Source organism: Pseudodonghicola flavimaris (assembly GCF_030164425.1).
Taxonomy (GTDB): Bacteria; Pseudomonadota; Alphaproteobacteria; order Rhodobacterales; family Rhodobacteraceae; genus Pseudodonghicola; species Pseudodonghicola flavimaris.
In genome coordinates this window covers 1-25,825 of sequence record NZ_JASNJD010000007.1, presented here as the reverse complement: position 1 = coordinate 25,825, position 25,825 = coordinate 1, and the positions used below count along the sequence as shown (strand labels likewise).

Below are 25,825 nucleotides of genomic sequence, written 5' to 3'. Positions count from 1 at the left end.
GGCTTTCTCTTCAGTCGAAGGCGGTGCTGAGCACGAGATGGCCCGGCGCCACCTCTTCATAGACGGAGGGGGCGGCCTCATGGCCGATCGGGAAGACCGGCGAGGGGATCGGGCGGAAATTCATATCCTCGCCGATGGTCCGGCGCGCCGGATCGGCGATGGGAACCGCGCTCAGCAGGCTGCGGGTATAGGCGTGCTGCGGGGATTCCATCACCTGGGCGCGGTCGCCGATCTCCACCAGCCGGCCGCGGTACATCACCCCGACACGATGGGAGACCCGCTCCACCACCGCCATGTCGTGGCTGATGAAGAGAAACGAGATATCGAGCTCCGCCTGCAGTTCCATCATCAGGTTCAGGACCTGCGCCTGCACGCTGACATCCAGCGCGCTGACCGCCTCGTCGGCGATGATCAGCTTGGGCCGGACCGCCAGCGCCCGGGCGATGGCGACCCTTTGGCGCTGGCCGCCGGAAAGCTCATGCGGGAACCGCGACATGAAACTGCGCGGCAGCTGCACCCGGTCGAAGAGGCCGGCGACCCGATCCTGCACCTCGGACCCGCGGGCAAGCCCGTAGTTGGTCAGCGGTTCGGCCACCTGTTCACTGAGCCGCATATAGGGGTTGAGCGAAGCGAAGGGATCCTGGAACACCATCTGCATATCGGCCCAGGCCCGGCGCAGATCGCGGTCGTTCAGCCCGAGGATATCGCGCTTGTCCAACAGGACCGTGCCGGAGGTCGGCTGGGACAGCCGCAGGATCGACCGGCCACAGCTGGACTTGCCGCAGCCGGATTCGCCCACCAGCGCCAGCGTCTCGCCCCGGTTGATGACGAAGCTCACGTCCTCAACCGCGTGGACATTGGCGACGGTGCGGCGGAACAGCCCGCCCTTGACCGGGAACCGCGTCGTCAGATGCGATACTTCGAGGAGCGGGCCGCGCTCCGCCGGGGCGGTGGGCGTCAGCCGGTGCTCATCCTCTCCGACCAGGCGCAGCGGTTCCGGTGCGCTCTTGCCGCGCATCTCGCCCAGCCGGGGCACCGCAGCCAGCAGCGCGCGGGTATAGGGTTCTTTCGGATGGGCGAAGATCTCTTGGACCGGGCCTTCCTCGACCAGATTGCCGCGATACATCACCACCACCCGGTCGGCGACCTGGGCGACCACCGCCATATCGTGGGTGATGAACAGAACCGCCATGCCGGTTTCGCGCTTCAGCCGATTGATCAGCGACAGGATTTCCGCCTGGATCGTCACGTCGAGCGCGGTAGTCGGCTCGTCGGCGATCAGCAGGCGCGGTTCGCAGGCCATCGCCATGGCGATCACCACCCGCTGGCGCATGCCGCCCGACAGCTCATGCGGATATTGCTTCAGCCGCCGCTCGGGTTCGGGAATGCGGACCTGCCGCAGCAGCTCCAGCGCCCGGGCGCGGGCGGCCTCGGCGCTCAGGCCGCGATGCATCCGCAGCCCGTCGGTCATCTGCCGTTCGATGGTGAAAACCGGGTTGAGCGAGGTCATCGGCTCCTGAAAAATCATCCCGATCTCATTGCCGCGGATCGCCTGCATGGTGTCCGGATCGGCCTGAGCGACATCGACGACGCCGCCGTCGCGGGCGAACTCCAGCCGTCCGTCGACGATCCGGCCGCCGCCGAATTCGACCAGCCGCATCAGCGACAGCGAGGTCACCGACTTGCCCGAGCCGCTTTCGCCGACCACACAGACGGTCTCTCCCGGGGCGATGGAGAAGCTGACGTCTTCGACGCCGACGATGGGGCCGTCTTCGCCCTGGAATTCGACCCGCAGGTTCTCGATCGAAACGAGAGGGGTTTGCCCGTCCGGCATCACGAGGCTCCTTTGCTGCGGGGGTCGAGCGCATCGCGCAGCGCATCCCCGAACATGTTCAGGCCCAGCACCGTCAGCGCCACGGCGGCCCCGGGCACCAGCGCGGTCCAGGGCGCGCGGTCGAGATAATCGCGCGAGGCCTGGATCATCAGCCCCCAGGAGGCATCGGGCGGCTGCGTGCCCAGCCCCAGGAAGCTCAGCCCGGCTTCGGCGAGAATGGCGAAGGCCAGGCTGATCGTCGACTGCACGATGATCGCCGGCATGATGTTAGGCAGGATGTGGCGCAGGATCAGCCGGCTGTCGGAATTGCCGGCCGTGCGCGCCGCCTCGACATAGGGCATCTGCGCCACCCGCAGCGCCTCGCCCCGGATGATGCGCGCCAGGAACGGGGTGAAGGCGATGCCGATGGCGATCACCGTGTTATGCAGGTTCGGCCCCAGCACCGCGCTGATGGTCAGCGCCAGCAGCAGGGCGGGAAAGCTCAGCAGCGTGTCGACCAGCCGCATCAGCACATTGTCGGTGGTGCCGCCGGCATAGCCCGAGATCAGCCCCAGCGGCAGGCCGATCACGATCGACATAAGCACCGCCGCTCCGGCGATGAAGATCGACGTCTGGGTCCCGAGCAGCACACGGTAGAGCAGATCGCGCCCCAGCTGGTCAGTGCCCAGCGGATGCGCCAGCGTCGGTGGCGACAGCCGGGCGCGCATGTCCATCTTGGTGGCCCAGTCGGCCGGGATCAGCATCGGGGCAAGCACCGCCACCAGCAGGATGGCGATGACCAGACCGGTGCCGATCAGACCCTTGGAGGTTCGGAACGCGGCGGGCAGCTTCATGACAGACGGATCCTCGGGTCGACCAGCACATAGAGGATATCAACCAGCAAATTGGCCAGCATCACCACCGCGGCGATGACGAAGACGCTGGCCTGGATCAGCGGGATATCCCGGTTCAGCAGCCCCTGGTAGGTGAGCCAGCCCATGCCGGTGTAGTTGAAGAGGCTCTCGATCACGATGATCGAGCCGAAGAGATAGCCGACCTGAAGTCCCGCCACCGTCATCACCGGGCCCACCGCATTGGCCAGCCCGTAGCGCCAGACCACGGTGCCTTCGCCAAGGCCCTTGGCGCGGGCGACGCGGATGAATTCCTGGTTCAGAATGCCGGTCATCGTGGCGCGCGTCATCCGGGTGAGATGCGCCATCAGCCCCAGCCCCAGTGCCAGCGCCGGCAGCAGCGCGTGGCGCAGCGCCAGCAACAGGTCTTCGCGCGGATCGACGAACCCCGAGGATGGCAGCCAGTGCAGCGCCCGGGCGAACAGCAGGATCAGCATGATGCCCCAGAAGAAGTCTGGCAGGCTCACCCCCAGGAGCGCGGCCGAGCTCGACGCGGTATCCTGCCAGCGATTGGGATGCACCGCCGCCCAGACCCCAAGCGGTACGGCGCAAACCAGCGCAATGGTCATGGAGAGCAGTACGATCAGCCCGCTCGCCGTCATCTTCTGGATCAGCAGCGGCGCGATGGGTTCCTTGAACACCAGCGAGGTGCCCCAGTCGCCGGTCAGCATGCCGCCGATCCAGCGGCCGTATTGCGCCAGCAGCGGATCGTTCAGCCCCAGCGTCTCCCGCAGCCCGGCCAGCGCCTCGGGGTTGGACTGGGTGCCCATGATCATCATCGCCACGTCGCCGGGCAGGATGTTGGTCACGGCAAAGGTGATCGCCGAGATCAGAAACAGCGTCAGAAGCATCGACAGGATGCGGTTCAGAATATAGCTCACGCCCAGCCCTTTCCTCGCCCGCCCGAAGACGGCGCAGAGAGGTTGTGGAAAATCGGGAAAAGACCGGGGCGCGTCCCCATCGCGCGCCCCGGCCGATCGCTCAGCCCTGCAGCCAGACCCTGTGGAAGTTCAGGTTGGAACCGTTCGGGTGCACGATCGTGTCCAGACCCATCACGCTGGGCTGGGCGCCGATGGTGCCGTTGCGGAACCACAGGATCACGTCCAGCGTCTCGTCGTGAATGATGGTCTGGACCTGCTTGTAGATATCCGCCCGCGCCTGCGGATCGACAGTCACCCGCGCCTTGGCGGTCAGCTCGTCCACCATCGGGTTGGAGATCTTGCGGTAGTTGAACGCCCCTTCGGTGTTCCAAAGGGAGTAATAGAGGAAATCCGGCTCCCACAGGGTGAAGAAGTTCATCATGGTGATCTGGAAGTCCTTGTCGACCCAGCATTGGCTGAGCCAGTCCGACCAGGTCAGCTGTTCGATGGTCGCGTTGACCCCGGCCATGCGGAACCACTCCAGCATGATCTGCGCCGCCTCGATGTGATAGGGGTAGTTGGTGGTCGCCTTGAACACCACCGACAGCTCGCCCTCGCCATAGCCGGCCTCGGCCAGCAGCGCCTTGGCCTTATCGAAGTCCTGCGGGCGTTGCTTCAGGTCGTGGTTGTAAGAGGCGGAGGTCGGATAGCTGGGCGATGCGGTGACCGCGCCCTGCCCCCAGAGCGCGCCTTCCAGCAGCGCCTCCTTGTCGATCATGTAATCGAAGGCCTCGCGGACCTTGGGGTTCTTGAAGGGCTCGAAATCGTGGTTGAAGTTGACGAAATCCCAGTTCAGCGGGAACCACGACACCACCTGCAGATCGGGGTCGCCTTCGATCTCGGCGATGCGATCGGCCGGAATGTCGTTGATCATGTGCAGCTCGCCGGTGCGCAGGCCGGTCAGGCGCACGGTGGGTTCGGTGATCTCGCGGGCGATCACCTTGTCCAGATAGGCCGGGCCGCCCCAGTACTCGTCGAACCGCTCCAGCTCCACCTCGTTGCCGAACTCGCGACGGACGAATTTGAACGGGCCGCAGCCGATCGGCGTGGTGCCCTGCACGTCGCCGCTGCCTTCGGGCATGATAACGCCGGCGCCGTTCTCGGCCAGCCGCGACAGGAAGGGCGCATTGACCGAACCCAGGGTGATGACAACGGTCAGATCATCGGGGGTCTCGATGCTTTCGACCGCGTTGAAGACCTCGAAGTTGACGGCGCCGGTGGCAGGATCCTTGCAGCGCTCGAAGGAGAATTTCACATCGGCCGAAGTCATCTTCTTGCCGTTGTGGAACGTCACGTCGGGGCGCAGCTTGAAGGTATAGACCAGCCCGTCGGCGCTCTGCTCGAAACTCTCCGCCAGGTTCGGGATCACGTTCAGATCCTTGTCGACCGTGACGATGGAGTCATGCACGTTCTGCAGCACCCGGCCGGTGGAGGCAGTGCCGGTCTGATGCATGTCGAGGTTCTGGGTGGTTTCCGAATGGCCCCAGATCAGCGTGCCGCCGGAGACCGGCGTGGCCGCGAAAGCCGGCGTCGCCAGCCCGTAGAGAACGGTGCCGCCCATCAGCGCCGTGGTGGATTTCAGAAAGTCTCTGCGTTTCATTGGTGTTTCTCCTTGTTGGACCTCCGCGGCGTCTGTGGCCGCGGTCTTGAGGGGGGATCGCCGCCCTGAACCGGGCGGTCTCGTTGATGTCAGGACAGGGACGGCCGTTCGGCGGCCACGCCGAGCCGGCGTTCCAGCGCCTCGCCGATATTCAGGATGGTGCCCTCCTCGAAGAGCCGCCCCCAGATCGAGATGCCCTGCGGCACCCGATGGGTTTCACCGCTGGCGTCGGCCTCGCCGGTGGTCAGCTTGCCGGCGCCGAGCGAGGCGGCGCCACGGGTGCCCAGATCCTCGAACCCGGCGCGCAGATGCAGACAGGGATGGCCGGTGAAATTCGATGCCACCAGCATCGGCCCGGTCATGAACGGCCCGATCAGCGCGTCGACCTGCTGGAACAGCCCGTCGAGCGCCTGCATCACCAGATAGCGCAGCCGGTCGAGCTGGACGTGATCGACGGCGGAGAGTAAGCGCGCCTTGCGGAAGGTATTCGGCCAGGCGCCGTCGTCCTGCCAGGTCAGCGTATCGTCCAGATCGCTCAGCGTCAGATGTTCAAAGGCGGCGGCGGCCTCGGCATAGAGCGTGTTCATCAGCGCGCCATAGGGCAGATCGGGCAGCGACACCTCGACCACCTCGATGCCCAGATCGCGCGCCGCGGCCAGAGCGGCGTGATCGACGGCGGTGGCGCCCTCGCCGAAAGCCTCGGGCAGATAGCCCAGCTTCAGCCCGGTGATCTCCTTGCCGGCGCGATAGGCGAAGGGCGCCTGGATCGAGGAGCGATCGGCGATGTCGGCACCGTTGATCGCGTCGAGGACCAGCGCCGTATCCTCAACCCCGCGGCAGATCGGGCCGACCTTGTCCAGCGACCAGCAGAGCGCCATGCCGCCCGCCCGGCTGACCCGGCCGAAGGTGGGCCGCAGCCCGGTGGTGCCGCAGCGCTGGCTGGGCGAGGTGATGGAGCCCAGGGTCTCGGTGCCGATGGAAAATCCGCAGAGCCCGGCGGCTGTGGCCGAGGCGGACCCGGCGCTAGAGCCGGAGGATCCCTCCTCGGTGTTCCAGGGATTGCGGGTACGGCCGCCGTACCAGATGTCGTTATAGGCCAGCGCGCCCACGGTGGTCTTGCCCAGCAGCACCGCCCCGGCGGCGCGCAGCAGCGTGACGATGCGCGCGTCGCTCTGCGGCACGCGGTCCTGATAGGGCTCTGCCCCCCAGCCGGTGACCACGTCGCGGGTGTCGAACAGATCCTTCACCCCGTAGGGAATGCCATGCAGCGGCCCGCGGGAAATCCCCTGCGCGGTCAGCGCATCCATCGCGTCGGCCTCGGCCAGGGCGCTGTCGGCCATCACCGTGGCGAAGCAGAACAGCTGCGGGTTCAGCGCCGCGATCCGGGCCAGGTAGATTTCGGTCAGCCGACGGCTGCTCAGCGCGCCGGAGGCGATCCAGGCGCCCAGCTCCGGCAGGGTTGCGAAGGCGATATCCTCATCGGCCTCGGGCAGCGGAGTCTGCGGCACGCTGCCGGTCACGCCGCTGGCGGTGGGCATGGCAAACCCCGGCAGACGCGGATCGAAGCGCAGCGCCATCGGCACGCTGTTGGGCAAATCGACCCGTCGCCGATCGATGGCCGAGGCGATCTGACCGTCGAGATTGCCGATCATCTGGCTGCGTTCGCGCGCCGTGAACATCACCCCCATCAGGCGTTCGGCGGCTTCGATATCGGCCTCGGTAATGGTCCTGTCTTCCACGCTGTGGCTCCTGTTTGGATTGGATCGCATCTGCAGTCGGTCGCGGCGGCGGCCATTCTGTACGGCCGCCTGCCCTGTTTGGTCTCAGGCGCGGGGCCCGGTCCGGCTCAGTCCGTCACCGCCTGACGCACATCCAGCGCGTCGCGCAGCCAGTCGCCGACGAAGTTGATCGCCAGCACCACCAGCATGATCGCCAGCCCGGGGAACACGCCCAGCCACCAGGCCTGGGTGATGAAGCCGCGGCCATCGGCCAGGATCAGCCCCCAGGTCGGGGTATAGGCATCGACGCCCAGGCCAAGAAACGACAGGCTCGCCTCGCCCAGAATGGCGTAGGACACGCTGACCGTCGCCTGGACGATGATCGGCGCCACCGCATTGGGCAGGATATGGATGAACAGGGTCCGCGCCTTGGAGAACCCCAGCGTCCGGGCGGCATCGACATATTGCTCTTCGCGCAGCGACAGGGTCATCGACCGCGCCACCCGGGCGAAATCGTCGACGAAGGCCAGTGACAGCGCCACGATCACGTTCAGCAGGCCGGTGCCGAAAACCGCCACCAGATAGACCGCGATGATGAAGTTCGGGAAAGCCCACTGCAGGTCGATGTAGCGCATGATCACCAGATCGATCCAGCCGCCGAAATAGCCGGCCACCAGCCCCAGCGCGATGCCGATCACCAGCGCGATGCCGACGGTGGAGATCCCGATGAACAGCGACACCCGGGTGCCGTAAAGGATACGGCTGAGCAGATCGCGGCCCAGATCGTCGGTGCCCAGAGGATGGGTCCAGGTCAGCCCCGACATCATCTCGAGCGTCATTTCATTCGGGTCGAAGGGCGCCAGCAGCGGTGCGAAGACCGCCCCGATCACGAACAGCAGCAGCACCAGCAGACCAGCCTGCGCCTTGCGGTCGCGCACCAGTGTCGCCTGAAAGCGCGACCGGCGCTTGGGACGCTGCTCTGCTTCGAAGCCTTGGGAGGTATCGGACATCAGTTCAACCGGATCCTCGGGTCGATCACGCCATAGAGCAGATCGACGATTAAGTTGGAGAAGACGAAGATGGCGGAGACCACCAGAACGGCGCCCTGCACCACCGGGTAATCGCGGTTCAGGATGCCTTCGATCAGGACCCGTCCCAGCCCCTTGATGGCAAAGACGTTCTCCACCACCACCGCGCCGGAGATCAGCAGCGCAAAGGCGATCCCGATCACGGTGATCACCGGGATCATCGCATTGGGCAGCGCATGGCCGAACATGATCATCCAGGGGGTGAGACCCTTGGCCCGGGCGGTGCGCATGTAGTCGGCCTTCAACACCTCAAGCAGAGAGGAGCGGATCATCCGCGCAATGATCGCGGAAAAGGCGGTGCCGATGGCGATGGACGGCAGGATCAGGTGGCTGAACCAGGGCCAGAACCCGTCCGAGAGCGGCGCATAGCCGATGGCGGGCAACCATTGCAGATTGGCGGCGAAGACGATGATCAGAAGGATCGCCAGCCAGAAATCCGGCATCGACAGGCCCAGAAACGCCAGAAGCGACACCGTGGTATCGGTCGCGGTGTTGCGCCGGGTCGCCGACAGAATGCCCGCCGGCAGCGCGATCGCCAGCGCGATCACGAAAGCGAGAAGCGACAGCGACAGGGTGCGCGGGATCGCCTCGGCCAGAACTGCGGTGACGGCGACGCGGCTGCCGTAGATCGAATTGCCCAGATCTCCGTGCAGCATGTTCTGGAACCAGATCGCGTATTGCACGAAGAGCGAGCGGTCGAGCCCGAGATTGCGTTTCATCGCCTCGATCTCGTCCGGGCCGCCCGCATCCGCCAGCATGGCGGCAATGGGATCGCCCGGCACGAACCGCAGCATGAAAAACACCAGCGTCGCCACCGCCCACATGACGATGATCGACCCGATAAATCGACGCAGCATATAGCTTGCCACGGAAGCCGTCCTTTCAGAAGTCCAGGGGGTCCGGGCCGGCCCCAGCGGCCGGCCCGGAAGATCGGTTCGGCCTCAGCCCAGCGTCACACGATCGAGATCGTGCAGCCCGGGGATGCGGCTTTCGGCCGGGTAATTCACCGACTTGTGGCGTACCTGGACGTCGACAGGGTGATAGAGGAAGCCACAAGCGACGCGATCCGAGGTGATCTGGTTGGCCTCCTGCACAAGCGCCTTGCGCGCCTCCAGACCCGCGGTGACCGACTGTTTCTCGATCAACCCGTCGGCCTCGGCGTTGCTGAAATAGCCAAAGGCGTATTTCTCCTTGTCCCGGGTCCGGCCATTGAACTTCGAGGCGGTCATCATCCAGTCGACGATGCCGTCGTCGGGATCGTAGTCGCCGCCCGACCCGCCCAGGCGCATGTCGTATTCGCAGTTGTTGAAGTCCTGGATGCCGACCGAGAATTCCTTCGGCACCACCTTGACGGTGATCCCCAGCACCTGCTTGTAGATATTGGCCAGAACCAGACCGTTGCGTTTCTGCGCCGGGGTGGTGATCAGCTCCAGCTCCGGGAAGCCCTTGCCGCCCGGGAAGCCGGCCTCGGCCAGAAGCGCGCGGGCGCCGTCGGGGTCGAAGGCCTGCTGCGACTTATCGGCAATCGCCTCGTCGTAGTAGAACGCCATGGCGGGGTTGATGGTGCCGTAGCCCGGCACGGCATAGCCGAAATGCGCCTGTTTGACATAGGTGTCGCGATCCAGCGCCTTGGCCAGCGCGAGCCGCACCATGAAGCCCTTGTCCTTCAGCAACTCTTCCATCGGCTTGTCGAAATCGGTGACCTTCATCGGCTCACGCCACGGGTTCATCCAGACCGACTGGAACCCCGGCGCCGGTTTGATGTCGACGATCAGGTCGGAGTTCGCCTTGAACCGGTCGATCAGCTGGGCTGCCAGCGGATTGCCCCCGATGTACTGGATGTCGCCGGCTTCCAGCGCCGCTGCGATCGGCTCCACCCCGTCGATGGGCTTGATCACCACCTTGTCCAGCTTCGGCCGTTCGGGATCGTAGTAATCGGCGAATTTCTCCAGCACGACACCCTGGCCCAGAACATGTTCGGTCACCTTGAAGGGGCCGGTGCCCACCGGGGTGAGGCCGTATTGCGCATCGCCCATCTGCTCCAGCGCGCCCTTGCAGACGATGGTCATGGCCCGGCCGGAGGCGCGTTCCAGCGTCTTGGTCAGGAACGAGGCCTGCGGCTTCTTCAGGGTGAATTTCACCTCGTAATCGCCGAGCTTCTCAAGCTTCTCAACATTGGCGAGGTTCTTGGAGTGGATCGAGATTTCGGGGTTGGACGACCGTTCGAAAGTATACATCACGTCGTCGGCGCTGAACGGATCGCCATTGTGGAAGGTCACCCCTTCGCGCAGCTTGAAGGTATATTCCAGCCCGTCGTCGGACACCGTCCAAGTCTCGGCCAGATCGCCCTGAGCCACCAGCGAGGCATCGATATGCATCAGCCCCGACAGCACGTTGGAGGTGATCTGGAATTGCAGCACCTGGCCGATCTTGGCCGGATCCAGCGTCTGGATTTCGGCCACGCCGGCCCAGCCGCAGCTCAGCGTGCCGCCCGGCGCGCCGGAGGCCTGCGCCATGCCCGAGAACCCGGGCATCAGATGCGCCGCGGTCAGCGTGCCGCCGGCGGCCAGCAGTCGCAGCGTGGCGCGGCGCGACAGTTTCGGCCCCGACAGCTCCTTGCCGGTCAGCCCCAGCATCGGGTCGCTGGGATCGAAGTCATGCGCCTCATCCCAGAGCTGGCGCATCTTCTTGGTCAATTTCCCGGAATATTTCATCTTGGGCTCCCTGTTGGTCTTGTTCCGTAGGTGATCTTATTCGGCGGGGACGGTCTGTGCCGTCTCCCAGCAGGCTGCGAAATGCGCCGGCGCCACCGGGTCGAGGTGCGGGGCCTCCTGACGGCAGCGGTCCGTCACCAGCGGGCAGCGCGGATGGAAGAAACAGCCCGAAGGCGGATTGGCCGGGCTCGGCACCTCGCCTTCCAGCGGGGCGATATGGCGGCCGGCCTCGTAATCCGGGTCGGGGTTGGGCACCGCATCGATCAGCGCCTGGGTATAGGGGTGGCGCGGCGCCGCGAAGAGCGGGTCTGAGGGGGCGGTTTCCGCGATCCTCCCCAGATACATCACCGCCACCTGATCACAGATGTGACGCACCACCGACAGGTCGTGGCCGATGAACAAATAGGTTAGGTTCAGCTCTTTCTGCAGGTCTTCCAGCAGGTTGATGATCTGCGCCTGGATCGACACATCGAGCGCCGAGACCGCCTCGTCGCAGACAATCAGCTCCGGCTTCATCGCCAGGGCGCGGGCGATGCCGACGCGTTGCCGCTGGCCACCCGACATCTCATGCGGGTAGAGATCGGCGAAACGCGCCGGCAGGCCGCACATGTCCAGGAGCCGTGCCACCTCAGCCTTGATCTGGCTCTCCGGGGTCAGCCGGTGCACCCGCAGCGGTTCGGAAATGATGCGTCCGGTGCTCATCCGCGGGTTCAGCGAGGAGAAGGGATCCTGGAACACCGCCTGCACCCGGCCACGGAACCGGTTCAGCGCCACCGCATCCATTTTCGCGACATCCTCGCCGTCGAACCGGATGGCCCCGGCAGTCGGCTCGACCAGTTGCAGCACGGCGCGCGCCACGGTGGTCTTGCCACAGCCGGATTCCCCGACCAGCCCGAAGGACGTGCCCCGCGGCACCGAAAAGGACACCCCGTTGACCGCCTGCACCGCGCCGACGGTGCGCTGGAAGAACCCCTTGCGGATCGGAAAGCTGACGTGGAGGTTTTCGACCTCGAGAAGCGGCTGATCCTCGCTCATGCGGCGGCCCCCTTCGGTTTGGAGCTCTGGCTGCCGGAATGCAAGCAGGCCACTTCATGTCCGCCATCGGTGACGAAGGGCGGCACCTCCGTGGCGCAGAGATCGCTGGCGCGGGGACAGCGGGGATGGAACCGGCAGCCGCCCAGGCGCACCGTCGGATCCGGCGGCGCCCCGGGGATCGGGCGCAAGGGCGTGTCGCGCGGCAGGTCCAGTCGCGGCACCGAGGCCAGAAGCCCCTGGGTATAGGGATGCTGCGGGGCACGGTAGAGCTGGCGGGCGCTGGCGCGTTCGACCACCCGGCCACCATACATTACTGCCACCTTCTGGGCGTAGCGCGCCACGATCCCCAGGTTATGGGTAATCAGCACCAGCCCGACGCCATGATCACGGCACAGCCGCGAGGTCAGCGCCAGGATCTGGGCCTGAATGGTCACATCCAGCGCCGTGGTCGGTTCATCCGCCAGGATCAGTTCGGGGTCGCAGGCCAGGGCGATAGCGATCATCACCCGCTGCCGCATCCCGCCGGAGAGCTGGTGGGGATATTGTTTCAACCGACGCTCCGGGTCCGAGATCCCGACCTCTGCCAAGAGCTCCAGCGCCCGCGCCCGCGCGGCCCGACGGCTCAGCCTCTTTTTTAGGCGCATCCCTTCGATGAGCTGATGTTCGATCGACCGCACCGGGTTCAGAGAGGTCATCGCCTCCTGAAAGATCATCGAGATTCGGCTGCCACGCAGATCGTTGCGGGCCTGCGGCGACATCTGCGCCAGGTCTTCGTCGCCAAACAGGATGCGGCCGCCGGAGACCGACAGCCCCTCGCCCAGCAGCCCCATCACCGCCAGCGCGGTCAGCGACTTGCCCGACCCGGATTCCCCAACCACGGCAAGCGTTTCGCCACGATCCACCGAGAAATGCGCATCATGCACCAGACGGCAGGAGCCGCCGTCGCGGGCAACGTCAATTGCCAGGTTTTCAACGCGAAGGAGCGTCATTTTCTTTGTGCTTCCCTACCCAAATGCCTAGACAGCCTGAGCTTTTATCATTATCGATATTGATACTAGAGGGAAGCTCGAAAATATGTCAACCATCACTCAATCGGCCCTGAGGGAATTGACTGCGGACCTGCCCAATGTGGGCGGAAAGAAGTCGGACCTGATCTATCTGGCCCTGAAACGGGCGATCTTGTTCCGGCAGTTGCCGCCCGATGCACAGCTTCTCGAACAGGATCTGGCCGGGCGGTTCGGGTGCAGTCAGGGCACCGTGCGCGAGGCGCTGCTGCGGCTCGACGACGACGGGCTGGTCAAGCGGTCCGGCTATCGTGGCACCCGGGTGACCGAAACCAGCCTTGGCGAAGCGGTCGAGATGGTGCGGATCCGGCTGTCCATCGAACGCGGCGTCGCCCGCAAGATCGCCGAAATCGACTTCACCCCGCATCAGCCGCAGCTCGACAAGGTGATCGAGCAGATGGCAGAGGCGCATCGCAAGGACGACCTCTATCAGGGCAGCGAGCTCGACCGCGCATTTCACTGCGCGCTGGCCTCCGCCGCCGGCATGGACCTGCTGTCGCCGCTGCTGCTGCGCTGCGCGCTGCATATCCACCGCTTCACACTCGGCAGTGTCGAGGTGCCGCGCCAGTTCTATCAGGAGGCCGGCGTCGATGCAGAGCACCGCGCGCTGCTGGCCGAGCTGACCTCAGGCGATGCCGATCATGCCGAACGGGCGATTTCCACCCACCTCGCCCATGTCCTCAGCCGCTGGACCCCGTCGCTCTATCACGCGGTGGGCCCATCGGTCTTTACCGACCTTCGCAAACGCTAAGACCACAAGACCACCAAGACGGGAGCCCACATGGCCGCATTCACCACCCGCCCCGAGATCGCCGGCACCTTCGGCGTTGCCACTTCCACCCACTGGCTGGCCTCCTCGGTCGGTTTCGGACTGCTGGAAAAGGGCGGCAATGCCTTCGATGCCGCCGTCGCCATGGGCTTCGTGCTGCAGGTGGTCGAACCGCATCTGAACGGTCCGGCCGGCGAGGTGCCCGCCATCGTCTACACTGCGAAGGATGACAAGGTTCAGGTACTCTGCGGTCAGGGGACGGCACCGGCCGGGGCGACGATCGCGAAATACCGCGACGAGGGGCTGGAGCTGATCCCGGGCTCCGGGCTCTTGGCCACGGTGATCCCCGGCGCCTTCGACGCCTGGATGCTGATGCTGCGCGACAAGGGCACCCTGTCCCTGCGCGAGGTGCTGGAACCGGCGATCTCCTATGCCCGCCATGGTCATCCGGTGCTGGAGCGGGTCTCCGGCGCGATCGAGAGCTTGGAGGAGTTGTTCACACAGGAATGGCCGAGCTCGGCAGAGACCTGGATGCCCGGTGGCAAGGCCCCTGCCCCCGGCAGCCTGTTCTGCAACCCGGCGCTGGCCGACACCTGGGATCGCGTTCTGCGCGAGGCGGAGACCGTCTCCGGCCGCGAGGCGCAGATCGACAAGGCACGCGACTGTTTCTACCGCGGCTTCATCGCCGAGGCGATCGAGGCCTACCTGAAGGACGCCTGCGTCATGGATGGCACCGGCGCCCGGCGCCGCGCTGTGCTGACGGCCGAGGATCTGGCCGGCTGGAGCGCCAGCTGGGAAGACGCCCTCACCCTCGACTATGGCAACTGGACCGTCTGCAAGACCGGCCCCTGGGGTCAGGGCCCGGTCCTGCTCCAGAGCCTGCAACTGCTCAAGCACGCCGGCATCGCCGGGATGCCGCTGATGGGGGCGGATTTCATCCACACGGTGATCGAGGCCATCAAGCTCAGCTATGCAGACCGCGAGGCCTATTACGGCGATCCGCTGTTCTCCGATATCCCGATGGCACAACTCCTCTCGGACGACTACGCTGCCGCGCGCAGCGCGCTGATCGGCCCCGAGGCCTCGCTTGAGCAGCGACCGGGGCTGATCCCGGGACTGGAGCATCTGGCCCAGGCCGCCATCGACCGCGCCGCCGGTGCCGCCAGCGTCGCCGTGGGAGCCGATGCCGGCGAGCCGACCATGGCGCATCTGTCGAACCGGCGCGGCGATACCGTTCACATCGACGTCATCGACCGCTGGGGCAACATGGTCTCGGCGACGCCCTCCGGCGGCTGGCTGCAATCCTCGCCGGTGATCCCCGGCCTCGGCTTCGCGCTGAACTCCCGGGCGCAGATGTTCTGGCTCGACGAGGGCCTGCCCACCAGCCTGGCCCCGGGCCGGCGCCCGCGCACCACGCTGACCCCGTCGCTGGCGCTGAAGGACGGCCGGCCGCATCTGGCCTTCGGCACCCCGGGCGGCGACCAGCAGGACCAGTGGCAGCTGATCTTCTTCCTGCGCCTGGTCCACGGCCAGCAGAACATGCAGGAGGTGATCGACGCGCCGCTGTTCCACTCGCAGCACTTCACCGGCTCCTTCTATCCGCGGGTTGCGACCCCCGGCCGGATGATGATCGAACCCACCGCCGGCGCCGAGGTGATCGACGAGCTGCGCGCGCGTGGCCACGATGTCGATGTCTCCGACCCCTGGGCGATCGGCCGGCTGACCGCCGCCGCCCGCGATCCCAACGGGCTGCTGCGCGCCGCGGCCACGCCGCGGTTGATGCAGGCCTATGCCGTCGGCCGCTAGGAGGAGCAGAGGATGACCTATTCCATCGTCGCGCGCGATCCCGCCACCGGGCATCTGGGCATCGCCGTCGCCAGCCGGTTCTTCGCGGTCGGCGCCGTCGTGCCCCATCTCCACGCCAGCGGCGCCGTCGCCACCCAGGCCTTCGTCAACCCGATGTGGGGCGTCGAGGGGGCCGAGCGGCTGAAGGCGGGGGAAAGCGCAGCCACCGTTCTGGCCGATTTCATCGCTCGCGATACCGGTCACCGGCAGCGGCAGGCGCATATGATCGACGCCGACAACCGGATCGCCGCCCACACCGGCGCCGACTGTGTCGACTGGGCCGGTCACTGCTGCGCCGAGGGCATCTCGGTCGCCGGCAACATGCTGGCGGGACCAGCGGTGATCGAGGATACGCTGGCCTGTTATCTCGACAATCCCGACCGCCCATTTGCCGAGCGGTTGCTGCTGGCGATGCGCGCCGGTGAGGCCGCCGGTGGCGACAAGCGCGGCCGCCAGTCCGCCGCCCTGCGCATCCATCACGGTCAGGATTACCCCTGGCTCGACATCCGCTCGGACGACCACCCCGATCCGCTGAGCGAGCTGGAGCGGCTGCTGGAGGTGGCCTCGGAGCGCTATCTGATCTTCTCGCGGGCCTTCGGCACCCGCGACAATTTCTCGGGCACCACCGACCGCACCGAGATCGACCGCGCCATCGCCGCGCGGGAACGCGAGCTGCAGGCGCGCTGAGGGCTCAGCAGCCCTCCAGCAGGGCGCGCGCGGCGTCGGGATCGAACAGCCCCGCCCGCCCGATCAGCACCAGACGACAGCCCGGCGCGGTGGCGGGATCGGCGCGCTCCACCGTGGCGCGACGGCCGACCAGCTGAAACAGCAGCGGCGTACCGGGGTGATCGACGCTGTCGATGAACCCCTTGGCGCGCAGCAGCCCCGGCGCCAGCGTCTGGATCGCCCGCTGGAACCGCGGCATCGACAGGGCCCCGTCCCGGGTCCATTCCAGCGTGGCAAAGCGGTCGGCCGTGACCGGCGCCCGCGGCAGCCCGGCGAGACGCGCGGCGGCACCGCTCTGCACCGTTTCCGGCGCCAGCAGCAGAAGCTCCAGCTCCTCCGCATCGCGGTCGGGATCATAGAGCCGCGATTTGCCCTGTGCCGCCATCAACGCATGCAGCCGGGTCCGTTCCGCCTCGCTCAGTCCCGTGGCCTTCGACAGCACCAGCAGATCGGCGCCGGCCACCTGCGCCTGCCACAGGGGATCGTGGGTCACCGTCCCGTCGTCGGTGATCGCCTGGGCGTCGACGACGCAGACCACCGCCTCCACCGTGACGTGACCGAAGAGCACCGGATCGTAGAGCGCCTCGATGATCCCCGCCGGATCGGAGACGCCGCTGGCCTCCACCACGATCAGCTCCGGCAGCGGTGTGCGATCGAGAAGCGTCTTGAGACTGCGCAGCAAATCGCCCTGCAGCGAACAGCAGATGCAGCCGTTGCGCAGCCCGAGGATTTCCTCGGTCTGGCCGGCGATCAGCTCCGCATCGATGTTGATCGAGCCGAAATCGTTGACGATGGCGGCAATCCGGCGCCCGTGGGCGCCGGTCAGTAGCCGGTTGATCAGCGTGGTCTTGCCGGCGCCGAGGGCGCCGGTCAGAACCAGAACCGGCAGGCTCATCGCCGGATCGCCCGCCCGGGCCGCGCCTCTTCCACCAGCAGCCCGTCGCGGATCACCGGTGCGCCATTGACCAGCAGATGCTCCACCCCCTCAGAGGGCTGCACCATGTTGGAGAAATCGGACTTGTCGGTCAGCCGCTCGAGGTCGAAGACCAGGATATCGGCGTCCATCCCCTCCTGCAGCCGCGCCTTGCGGGCGATCTGCGGTGTGCCCTTCTCGATCACCGAGGCCGGGATGATGGTGCATTTGGCGATGCCCTCCATCAGCGGCACCAGCTGGCGTTCGCGGACATAGTCGCGGATGAACTTGGTGAAACAGCCGGCCGATCGCGGGTGTGCCGAGACATCCGAGGGCAGCGGCCATTCCTCTCCGGTGTAGAGCGATCCGTCCGGCTTGATCCAGGGCATCGCGTCCGAGCCGATGGCGCCGCCCGGATAGGTCACCGACATATCCAGCAGGTCCTGATGTTCCGGCTTTTCTGCAATATTGAGGAAGTGCCACATGATCAGCTCGGACGGGCTTTCGTCACCGACCTCAAGGAAGTCCTCGCGCGAGGTGAAGCGGCGGCGGTTCCGCACCGTCTCGATGTCGGAATATTGCGAGCCGGTCACATCGGTGAAGTTCTCCGACCGCAGGAAGGAGGCCGAGGCGACGGTGGAACCTGTGCCATAGGGATAGGCCTCGACCGTGACCGGCAGCCCCTGATCCTGCGCCTTCTTCAGCACCGTCACTGCATGTTCGATATCCAGCAGCGAGGTCGAGTTGAGGTGGCAGATATGCATGTCGCAGCCGGTCGCCCCGGCCAGACCGATGATGCGCACATAGGCCTCGACCGCCGATTGCGGATCGGTGTTGCGGGCAAAGGCAACGTGAGTGAAGGTGGCGCAATCGGCCGCCTTTGCCGCATCACAGACCCATACCAGTTCCTTGATGCCCGTGCCCATGGCATAGCCGTTGGGAATGCCGACACCGATCGCCCCGTCGGCCAGTTCCGCCGCGACCATGTCGGCGATCGCATGGGCCTGTTCGTTGGTGGCTGCATCGGTCGACCAGCGGGTGTCCTTGCTGGCGTTGCCCATCGCCATCAGCGGCTCCACGCATTCCTCCAGCGGGAAATCGGTCATCACCGCCATGCGGGCGATGATCCAAGCGGCGGCGGCGCCATAGTTCAGCACCCGTCCGCGTTCCGCCTGCAGATCGTACCAGGGGCCGACCGGCATGGCACCAACCTCGAGTTCGAGCGAGGTTGTCACCCCGTCGAAGGCCTGCATCCGGTCTGCCGGGATCGACTGGCCGTGACCGTGCAGGTCGATGAAGCCGGGGCAGACGATCTTGCCACTGGCGTCGAGCTCGGTCTCGCCCGCCCCCAGCCCCTGGCCGATGGCGGCGATGGTATCGCCCTTGATGGCCACATCTGCCACCTCGTCACGGCCCGTTTCCGGGTCCATGACACGGCCGTTGCGGATCACGATGTCGTATTGCGCGGACATATGGATGCTCCTGATAATCCGAAGAGAGGATCCGACACGGGCGCGCCTTCGCGCCCGGCCGGGAAGTGGGTTCGCGCGCCGGTCGCCGGCGCGCGGGGTCAGCAGGCTGCGACGCCCCGGACCGGGTCGCCGATCATTCCGCGTAGGACTTGATATCCTCAAGGATGGCTTTCAACCGCTCCGGCGCGACACCGTCGACCGCCTCGGCAATCGGCGCGGCGGCCTCCGCGAAGGTGGCCAGTTCGGCAGCAGTCGGTTCATAGACCGCTATGCCGGCGGCCGCCACCTCTGCCTTCTGCCGTTCGTCGACGTCGGGAAGCCAGGCCTTCACCGCCTCATCCGCGGCTTTCACCGCCGCCGCGACCTGGGCCTTTTCCGCCTCCGACAAACCGTCGAGCCAAGTGGTGGAGGCGATGGAGATCCGCACCCCCGGCGCCGCCTTGAAGTCGGTGAAATAGTCGAAGAGATCGGCCTGACCAAAGGTCACCGGCACCCCCACCGGGTTGATGTAGCCGTCGGCGATGCCGGTCTGGATCGCATTGGGCACCTCGGTCCAGGGCACCACCACGCCGGAGGCCCCGAGGGCACCGAACAGATCCATCTGCATGGTGTCGAGCGCCCGCATCCGCAGGTCCGACATGTCGGCGGCGGTCTTCACCGCATGCTTGTTGTTGAAGAGGCCGGCAAAGGGCCCCAGCGGGATGCTGGAGAGCACCTGGAACCCCTCCGGCACCAGCGTCTCGTTGACCCCGGCCAGGAAACCGGACTCCTCCATGAACCGGGTATAATGTGCCTCGTTCTGGAACTGATAGGGCAACTGCGGCACCCGCATCTCGGGGTTGAACTCCACCGCGACGCGATAATCCGACATCGACACGTCGAGGATGCCGGAGCGGATCTGGTCGAGCCGCTCATCCTCGCCGCCGATGGTGTTGTAGGGGAAGACCTCGGTGCTCCAGCCATCGGCCTTCAGCGCCTCGATGAAGGTATGCGACCAGAGCGCGGTGCCGGAGTTCTTCAGATCCGGCACGGTATCCTCGGCCAGCGTCACGCTCTGGGCGAAGACGGGGGTGCCGGCAAGCGCCACGAGGGCCGCGGCAATGGGCAGACGAAGGGTCATGAAAAGGTCCTCTGTTGGATGGTGTTGTTGTGATGGATCAGGCGGGTTCGGCGGTGACGATCTCGGTCAGCGTCGCCGCCTCGCGGGCGCGGACCCGGGCGGAAAACAAGATGCCGATGCCGGAGACCGCATGCAGGCAGATGATGACGCAGGCCACCGGCAGCGCCACCGACATGAAGGCGGTCGAGATCCCCAGCCCCTCGGACGTGCGCCCGACCTGCCGCAGCACGAAGGGGTAGGAATAGAGCAGCACCGGCAGGAAGAAACCCCAGGCCGCCACCGCCCGCGCCACCGCGCGGATGGCGGTGCGGGCCTGACTGTCGGGCCGTGGCGTCACCAGCGACGGATCGGTATGGGTGTGAAAGGCTACCGTCGCCCCTATCATGCCGCCCCAGACCATCAGCCAGCGGGCCAGCTCCTCGGTCCAGAACGGCGGTGCGGCGAAGACATAGCGCGCTACCACCTGCAGCAACACCACCAGCAGCATGGCGCCAAAACAGATCACCGCGAAGATGCCGGCGACGGTATTGACCCCACGGGTGAGCGCGTAGAGCGCCTCGAACAGCCTGGCGAATATTCTCATCCGCTCTCTCCTCTCAGTATCCGAAGGCGCGCGGCAGCGCGGTGGACAGTGCCGGCACGAAGGTCAGCAGCATCAGAAGCGCGATCTGCACCAGCAGGAACGGCAGCACGGCGCGGGCGATGGTCCAGTAATTCACCTTGGTCACCGTCGACACCACGAGGAGCGCCGCCCCCAGCGGCGGGGTGACGATCCCCAGCATCAGGTTGACGAGGATAACGATGCCCATATGAACCGGGTCCACCCCCATCTCGATCGCGGGCGGCACCAGCAGCGGCACGAACAGCGCCAGCGCCACCGGCACGTCGAGGAAGGTGCCGAACACCAGGAATATCAGGTTCAACAGCAGCAGATAGCGCCAGCCGTCCAGCCCCAGATCGGTGATCAGCCCGGAGATCGCGCGCGGCAATTGTTCGATCCCCGCGAGGTAGCCGAAGATCGCCACCGCCGCCAGCAGGATGAAGATCGACCCCGACATGACGGCGGTGCGATAGAGCGACTGGAAGATCACCTCGATCGACATCTGCCGGTAGATCAGCCCGGCGACGATGGCACAGAGCACGGCGACGGCGGCGGCCTCGGTCGGGGTCATGATGCCGAAGACGATGCCGCCCATGATGATGGCCGGGATCAGCATCGCCGGCGCCGCCACCCAGACCCGGCGCAGGAACACCCCGAACGCCACCCGTTCACCGCGCGGGTGATCGTGGCGGCGCGCCATATAGGCGTTGAGCCCGAACAGAACCAAGGCCATCAGCAGCCCCGGCACGATGCCGGCGATGAACAGCGCGGTGACCGAGGTCTGCATCAGCGCGCCATAGAAGATCAGCGTGATCGACGGCGGGATGATCGGCCCGATCACCGAGGAGGCGGCGGTGATCGCGCAGGCATAGGCCATCGGATAGCCGGATTTCCGCATCGCCGGCACCAGCGTGTTGGAGACCGAGGCCGCATCGGCCACCGCCGATCCCGAGATGCCGGCGAAGAACACCGAGGTCAGCACGTTCACATGGCCCAGCCCGCCCCGCAACCGCGCCATCATCGCCGAGGCGAGATCCAGCAACGCCTGCGTCACTCCCGCGCGGTTCATGATCTCGCCGGCGAGGATAAACAGCGGCATGGACATCAGCGAGAACAGGTCAATGTTGGCGAGAATGCGTTGCGGCGCGGCGGCCAGGAACCGATCCCGCCCCAGCGCGATGAACGACAGGATCGAGGCAGTGCCGATGATATGGGACAGCACCGCGCCCCCGATCAGCAGCGCCAGAGAGAAAACGGAGATGACGACAACGGGCAAGAGATCGGTCCTGTCCTTGGGCAGGCCGCGGCCCGCGTTGTGTTTTTTGCCGCCCGGCCGCTATAACATGCGGAGCATGTCTGTGCGGGACCGGGTCTGCGTCTCGATTAATTGTACAGTGATCAACAAATCATTCACCTGTCAATTGTCCGGTGGTGAATTATTTCGACTCTGGTTCCGTCCCGCCGGACGGGACGCAGCGGAAGGGTGAAAAGATGGGCGGCGCGAAAAAGACCAAACAGCCCCTCGGGCGGGCAGCGGCCATCGGCCTGACGAAGGAAAAGATCGTCGCCGAGGCGATTCAGATGATCGACGAAAACGGGCTGAACAGCTTCTCGATCCGGGATCTCGGTCGCCGGCTCAAGGTCTATCCGGCGGCCATCTACTGGCACATCGGCGGTTCGAAATCCGATCTCTTCAGCGAGATTTGCGGCGGCGTGATGGCCGATCTGATGACCCGCGACGAGGTCAGCGACGACTGGCGCGACACGCTGCGCGACCTGTTCGACCGTTACCGCGCCCGGATGCACGCGCATCCGCATGTGGCGCCGATGATCGGGGCTCAGATGCGCTCCAACGGCGCCCCGAACGCGCCCTGGGTCGAGATCATCCTGGACGCGCTGCATCAAGGCGGGCTCGAAGGCGAGGAGGCCATCGATGCCTTCAACGCACTGGTCGGCGGCGCCGTCGGCTTCACCACCATGGAACTGGGCGGTGCCCCGGATTCCAAGGAGGAATGGGAACAGAGCCTCGACGAGAAGATGAACGCCCTGTCGCCCGAGGAATACCCGCATCTGACCGCGCTCTATCCGAAGATGCGCAACCGGGCTTTCGTCACCCGCTGGAAGAACGGATCGGAAGCGCCGCTCGACACCGGGTTCCGGATGCTTGTCGACACTTTGATCGAGGGCCTCTCGGCGCGCAGCCGCAAACCCGGGCACGAAGGCTGACGAATCTATTGAACAGCGGATAATTCTTGCGTTATTGGACGGCGTTCAATTAACCTGATGAGGTCCGGCCGTGCTGCCGGGAACCAAAAGGAGTCCTCCCATGTCCATCCCCGCCCTGCCCTTTTCCAAGACCCGCCGCCTGGGCGATACGCTCTATCTCTCCGGCGAACTGGGCTTCGATGCCGATGGCCGGGTGACCGGCGATGTGCAATCCCAGACCCGGCTGGCCCTGTCGCGCATCGCCGAGACGCTGAAGGCGCAAGGGCTCGACCTCAGCAAGGTGATCAGCTGCACCTGCTATCTGACCGACGCCGCCGATTTCGCCGCCTTCAATGCCGCCTACAGCGAATTCTTCAGCGATCCGCTGCCGGTGCGGACCACCGTGATCTCCGGTCTGGCACTGCCGGAGGCCCGGGTCGAAATCACCGTCATCGCCGATCTGTCCTGAGAGCGGCGGGAAGATGGCCGAAATTCTGGTTCTCGGCGCCGGCATGGTCGGCACCGCGACGGCTCTGGCGTTGCAGGCACGGGGTCATGACGTGGTCCTCGCCGACCGCCGCGCGCCGGGACAGGAAACCAGCTACGGCAACGCCGGGGTGATCCAGGGCGAGGCCGCCGAACCCTATGGTCTGCCGACAAATCCCCTGACCTTGCTGCGTCTGGCGCTGGGGGCGGAGAATGCGGTGCGGCTGACCGCCGCCGGGGTGCTCGGCCAGGCGGGGGCGCTGCTGCGCTACCTCAACAACTCCCGCACCGCGCGGCATCGGGCGATCTCCGCCGTCTATGCCCGGTTGACCGCCCGCGCCATCGCCGCACACGAACCGCTGGTCGCGGCATCCGGTGCCGCCGCCCTGATGCGACCGCATGGTTTCCGTGTGGCCTTCGAGACCGCGCGTGCCTTCGACGCCGCCCGTCCGGAGGCCGAACGGCTGGCAAAGAGCTATGACCGCGGGCTCAGGCTGCTCGACGGGGCGGCGCTGGCGCGGGCCGAACCGGGTCTGCGGCTGCGCTATCCCGGCGCCATCGAATGGACCGATTGCTGGGCCTGCAGCGATCCCGGCGCGCTGGTCGCCGGCTACGCCGATCTCTTCGCCCGACGTGGCGGTCAGGTGACCCGCGCCGAGGCCGAGAGCCTGACCCGCGCCGGCGCCGGCTGGCGGGTGACCGGCCCCGACGGTCCGATCGAGGCGGCGCGGGTGGTGCTGGCGCTCGGCCCCTGGACGCCGGCGCTGCTCAAACGCTTCGGCTACCGCGCACCGACGGTGGCCAAGCGCGGCTATCACCTGCATCTGCGGGGCGCCCCCACGCTGAACCTGCCGCTGATGGACACGACCGTATCCTCTGTGATGTCGCCGATGCGGGCCGGACTGCGTATCGCCACCGGCGCCGAACTGGTGCCGATGTCGGCACCGGTCAACCGCAGTCAGATCGCCCGTGCCGAAGCGCGGGCCCGGCGGATGTTCGATCTGGGGGACGCAGTGGAGGCGACCCCCTGGGTCGGCACCCGGCCCTGCCTGCCCGGGATGCTGCCGGTGCTGGGAGAGCTGCGGCGCACTCCCGGCCTCTGGGTTCATTTCGGCCACGGCCATCAGGGGTTCACCCTCGGGCCGGTGACCGCGGAGCTGCTGGCCGAGACGATGGCCGGCGTCCCCTCAGATCTGGCAAGCGCTTTGCACCCGGACCAGGCGATCCACTGAACCGGCTGCGCTCGGCCCGTCGGCGGCGGCATCCCCTCAGCATTCGGGTGCGCCGCCTCCCCGATGGGCCCCCGGGGACAGGTGCGATTCGCCGCCTCCTTACCGCCCACAATGCGGGAAATCCCCATGCTGCACTCCAGCGCCGGCTTTTTTCCCGGCTACCCGAACTATCTGCAAACGCGAGTGCCCCGGGCGGTCATCCGGATCCACCTCCCTGGAAATACCACCCCCAAACCGGTTTCTTCGGGCAGGACCGAAAGGACTGCGAAAAAAAGAAAATCACTTCGCGGCATTGTCGAACCAGCGCAGGTGTTACCCCGGCCCCGTTCATGAATAAATCCCGCGCAGGACAATAGGAGCAAACGCCCCGCCCCAGCATATTCAACCTATGACTGTTACTGCACCGCAGCGTAACCCCCTAAAACTTGACATTATTTTTACCAAAAGTATAATTTTTGTGCGCTCCCTGTTCCTGAATTAACGGCGGAACCGGTGCGCCCGCGTCACGGCACATGACACCAAGAGGCACTGGCAATGAGACCGGGGTCACAGAGCCCCAGCGGTTCCCTGCACAGGAAACGCAACAATCTCACACTCCCCAGACGCAGGCTGAAATCGATTGATCTGTTTTCACAGCCCAATCCGGAGTTTTAGTCATGTCCTCGTTTTCTTTTACGCTTTCTCAGGCCGTCGCCGGCAGCACCATTGATACAATCGTGACCCTGACTGAAAATCCAGATGGGTCGATCACCATGGAATTCACCCAGGTGGGAGTCGGTGGCGCTGACATCGGCGATTTCAGCCGGCTCTACTTCGACGTGAACGAAGAATTGCTGGGGACACTTTCGATCACCGGCGCTCTGGAGGACGGTCATGACCCGATCGAATCCATCGAAAGCGGCGATGACTCGGTCGATCCCGGCCTGAACCCGCTGCCGATCGAAGGCGGCGGCTTCGACTACGGGATAACGCTGGATGCGCCGCCCGACCTGCATGACGATTACGCCACCGTGACGCTGACGATTTCCAGTTCGCTGCGCGACCTGTCGCTGAACGATTTCGCGGAACAGCAGTTCGGGGTCCGGATCCAGTCGATCGGCCCGGATGCCGACGGCGATGGCGACGGCGATGGTGGCGGGTCCGACAAACAGGTCGGCACCTCGCCCAAGCTCTATGAAATCTCCGGGGTTAAATACATCGACCAGGATGGCGACGGCAGCCAGGACGCAAGCGATCCCGGTCTGGCGGGCATCCGCATCTTCATCGACGCCGACAATGACGGCGTCTTCGATGCCGATGAGAAATCCGCCCTCACCGCCGCGGACGGCAGCTGGACCATCTCGGCGATCACTCAGGACGAATGGGACGATCCCGATGCGGTCGTGCGCGAAGACGTCGGCAGCAGCTACGTCATCGTCGAGGGCGCGAATGGCTATGAGCTCGGCTCGGTCGAAAGCTACGATTTCGGGAATTTCGAGAAATTCGACATCTCCGGCGTCAAGTTCGAGGATCTGGACGGTGACGGCGTGCGCGATGCCGGCGATCCCGGCTGGGCCGGCGTGGTCATCAAGCTGCTCGATGCCGATGACAACG

The 25,825-nt window shown here is 65.9% G+C and carries 22 protein-coding genes; 7 read left to right on the top strand and 15 right to left on the bottom strand.

Going from position 1 to position 25,825, the window contains the following annotated elements:
• Positions 1-10: 10 nt before the first annotated feature.
• The 10 genes from QO033_RS10980 to QO033_RS10935 all read right to left on the bottom strand — a co-directional run bounded on the left by QO033_RS10980 (position 11) and on the right by QO033_RS10935 (position 12,788).
• Positions 11-1,834, bottom strand: a complete 1,824-nt coding sequence (locus tag QO033_RS10980; RefSeq protein ID WP_284481018.1) for an ABC transporter ATP-binding protein — start codon at positions 1,832-1,834, stop codon at positions 11-13.
• On the bottom strand, positions 1,834-2,667 hold the full coding sequence (locus QO033_RS10975; protein ID WP_284481017.1) for an ABC transporter permease: 834 nt from the start codon (positions 2,665-2,667) through the stop codon (positions 1,834-1,836). Before QO033_RS10975 ends, QO033_RS10980 begins: the two co-directional genes overlap by 1 nt.
• Positions 2,664-3,605: an ABC transporter permease gene (locus QO033_RS10970; protein ID WP_284481016.1), complete on the bottom strand. Its 942-nt coding sequence runs from the start codon at positions 3,603-3,605 to the stop codon at positions 2,664-2,666. The genes QO033_RS10975 and QO033_RS10970 overlap by 4 nt, the downstream gene beginning before the upstream one ends.
• 100 nt (positions 3,606-3,705) lie before the next feature.
• Positions 3,706-5,244, bottom strand: coding sequence for an ABC transporter substrate-binding protein (locus QO033_RS10965; protein ID WP_284481015.1), 1,539 nt, complete (start codon positions 5,242-5,244; stop codon positions 3,706-3,708).
• 89 nt (positions 5,245-5,333) lie between these two features.
• The gene (locus QO033_RS10960) at positions 5,334-6,983 is read right to left on the bottom strand and encodes an amidase (protein ID WP_284481014.1); all 1,650 of its coding nucleotides are present in this window, start codon (positions 6,981-6,983) and stop codon (positions 5,334-5,336) included.
• A 107-nt stretch (positions 6,984-7,090) separates the two neighbouring features.
• On the bottom strand, positions 7,091-7,972 hold the full coding sequence (locus QO033_RS10955; protein WP_284481013.1) for an ABC transporter permease: 882 nt from the start codon (positions 7,970-7,972) through the stop codon (positions 7,091-7,093).
• Positions 7,972-8,919: an ABC transporter permease gene (locus QO033_RS10950; protein WP_284481012.1), complete on the bottom strand. Its 948-nt coding sequence runs from the start codon at positions 8,917-8,919 to the stop codon at positions 7,972-7,974. The genes QO033_RS10955 and QO033_RS10950 overlap by 1 nt, the downstream gene beginning before the upstream one ends.
• A gap of 72 nt (positions 8,920-8,991) precedes the next feature.
• Positions 8,992-10,764, bottom strand: a complete 1,773-nt coding sequence (locus QO033_RS10945; protein WP_284481011.1) for an ABC transporter substrate-binding protein — start codon at positions 10,762-10,764, stop codon at positions 8,992-8,994.
• Positions 10,765-10,800: 36 nt separating this feature from the next.
• Entirely contained in the window at positions 10,801-11,799 is a 999-nt protein-coding gene (locus QO033_RS10940) for an ABC transporter ATP-binding protein (protein ID WP_284481010.1), read from the bottom strand.
• The gene (locus tag QO033_RS10935) at positions 11,796-12,788 is read right to left on the bottom strand and encodes an ABC transporter ATP-binding protein (RefSeq protein ID WP_284481009.1); all 993 of its coding nucleotides are present in this window, start codon (positions 12,786-12,788) and stop codon (positions 11,796-11,798) included. The genes QO033_RS10940 and QO033_RS10935 overlap by 4 nt, the downstream gene beginning before the upstream one ends.
• An 85-nt stretch (positions 12,789-12,873) precedes the next feature.
• On the opposite strand from QO033_RS10935, the gene QO033_RS10930 reads away from it, so the two are divergent.
• The 3 genes from QO033_RS10930 to QO033_RS10920 are packed head-to-tail and all read left to right on the top strand — an operon-like array spanning position 12,874 to position 16,164.
• Entirely contained in the window at positions 12,874-13,614 is a 741-nt protein-coding gene (locus QO033_RS10930; RefSeq protein WP_284481008.1) for a GntR family transcriptional regulator, read from the top strand.
• Positions 13,615-13,644: 30 nt separating this feature from the next.
• Positions 13,645-15,438, top strand: coding sequence for a gamma-glutamyltransferase family protein (locus tag QO033_RS10925; protein WP_284481007.1), 1,794 nt, complete (start codon positions 13,645-13,647; stop codon positions 15,436-15,438).
• 12 nt (positions 15,439-15,450) lie between these two features.
• The gene (locus QO033_RS10920; RefSeq protein ID WP_284481006.1) at positions 15,451-16,164 is read left to right on the top strand and encodes a DUF1028 domain-containing protein; all 714 of its coding nucleotides are present in this window, start codon (positions 15,451-15,453) and stop codon (positions 16,162-16,164) included.
• 4 nt (positions 16,165-16,168) lie between these two features.
• On the opposite strand, the gene QO033_RS10915 is transcribed toward QO033_RS10920, so the two are convergent.
• The 5 genes from QO033_RS10915 to QO033_RS10895 form a co-directional block, all read right to left on the bottom strand.
• Positions 16,169-17,098: a CobW family GTP-binding protein gene (locus QO033_RS10915; RefSeq protein WP_284481005.1), complete on the bottom strand. Its 930-nt coding sequence runs from the start codon at positions 17,096-17,098 to the stop codon at positions 16,169-16,171.
• Positions 17,095-18,588, bottom strand: a complete 1,494-nt coding sequence (locus tag QO033_RS10910; protein WP_284481004.1) for an amidohydrolase family protein — start codon at positions 18,586-18,588, stop codon at positions 17,095-17,097. The genes QO033_RS10915 and QO033_RS10910 overlap by 4 nt, the downstream gene beginning before the upstream one ends.
• Positions 18,589-18,721: 133 nt before the next feature.
• A complete protein-coding gene (locus tag QO033_RS10905) occupies positions 18,722-19,708 on the bottom strand; it encodes a TRAP transporter substrate-binding protein (protein ID WP_284481003.1) in 987 nt (328 codons plus the stop codon).
• 37 nt (positions 19,709-19,745) lie between these two features.
• Positions 19,746-20,291, bottom strand: a complete 546-nt coding sequence (locus QO033_RS10900) for a TRAP transporter small permease (protein WP_284481002.1) — start codon at positions 20,289-20,291, stop codon at positions 19,746-19,748.
• 13 nt (positions 20,292-20,304) lie between these two features.
• Complete coding sequence (locus QO033_RS10895) at positions 20,305-21,585, bottom strand: TRAP transporter large permease (RefSeq protein WP_284481001.1); 1,281 nt, start codon at positions 21,583-21,585, stop codon at positions 20,305-20,307.
• Between the two features lie 215 nt (positions 21,586-21,800).
• Here QO033_RS10895 and QO033_RS10890 point away from each other — a divergent pair, with 215 nt between their 5' ends.
• The 4 genes from QO033_RS10890 to QO033_RS10875 form a co-directional block, all read left to right on the top strand.
• Positions 21,801-22,535 carry a TetR/AcrR family transcriptional regulator gene (locus tag QO033_RS10890; protein ID WP_284481000.1) on the top strand — a complete coding sequence of 245 codons (735 nt, stop codon included), beginning with the start codon at positions 21,801-21,803 and terminating at the stop codon, positions 22,533-22,535.
• A 100-nt stretch (positions 22,536-22,635) separates the two neighbouring features.
• Entirely contained in the window at positions 22,636-22,983 is a 348-nt protein-coding gene (locus QO033_RS10885; RefSeq protein WP_284480999.1) for a RidA family protein, read from the top strand.
• Between the two features lie 13 nt (positions 22,984-22,996).
• The gene (locus tag QO033_RS10880; protein WP_284480998.1) at positions 22,997-24,232 is read left to right on the top strand and encodes an NAD(P)/FAD-dependent oxidoreductase; all 1,236 of its coding nucleotides are present in this window, start codon (positions 22,997-22,999) and stop codon (positions 24,230-24,232) included.
• A 716-nt stretch (positions 24,233-24,948) separates the two neighbouring features.
• Positions 24,949-25,825, top strand: an 877-nt coding sequence (locus tag QO033_RS10875; RefSeq protein WP_284480997.1) for a hypothetical protein, incomplete at its 3' end; no start/stop codon positions are given.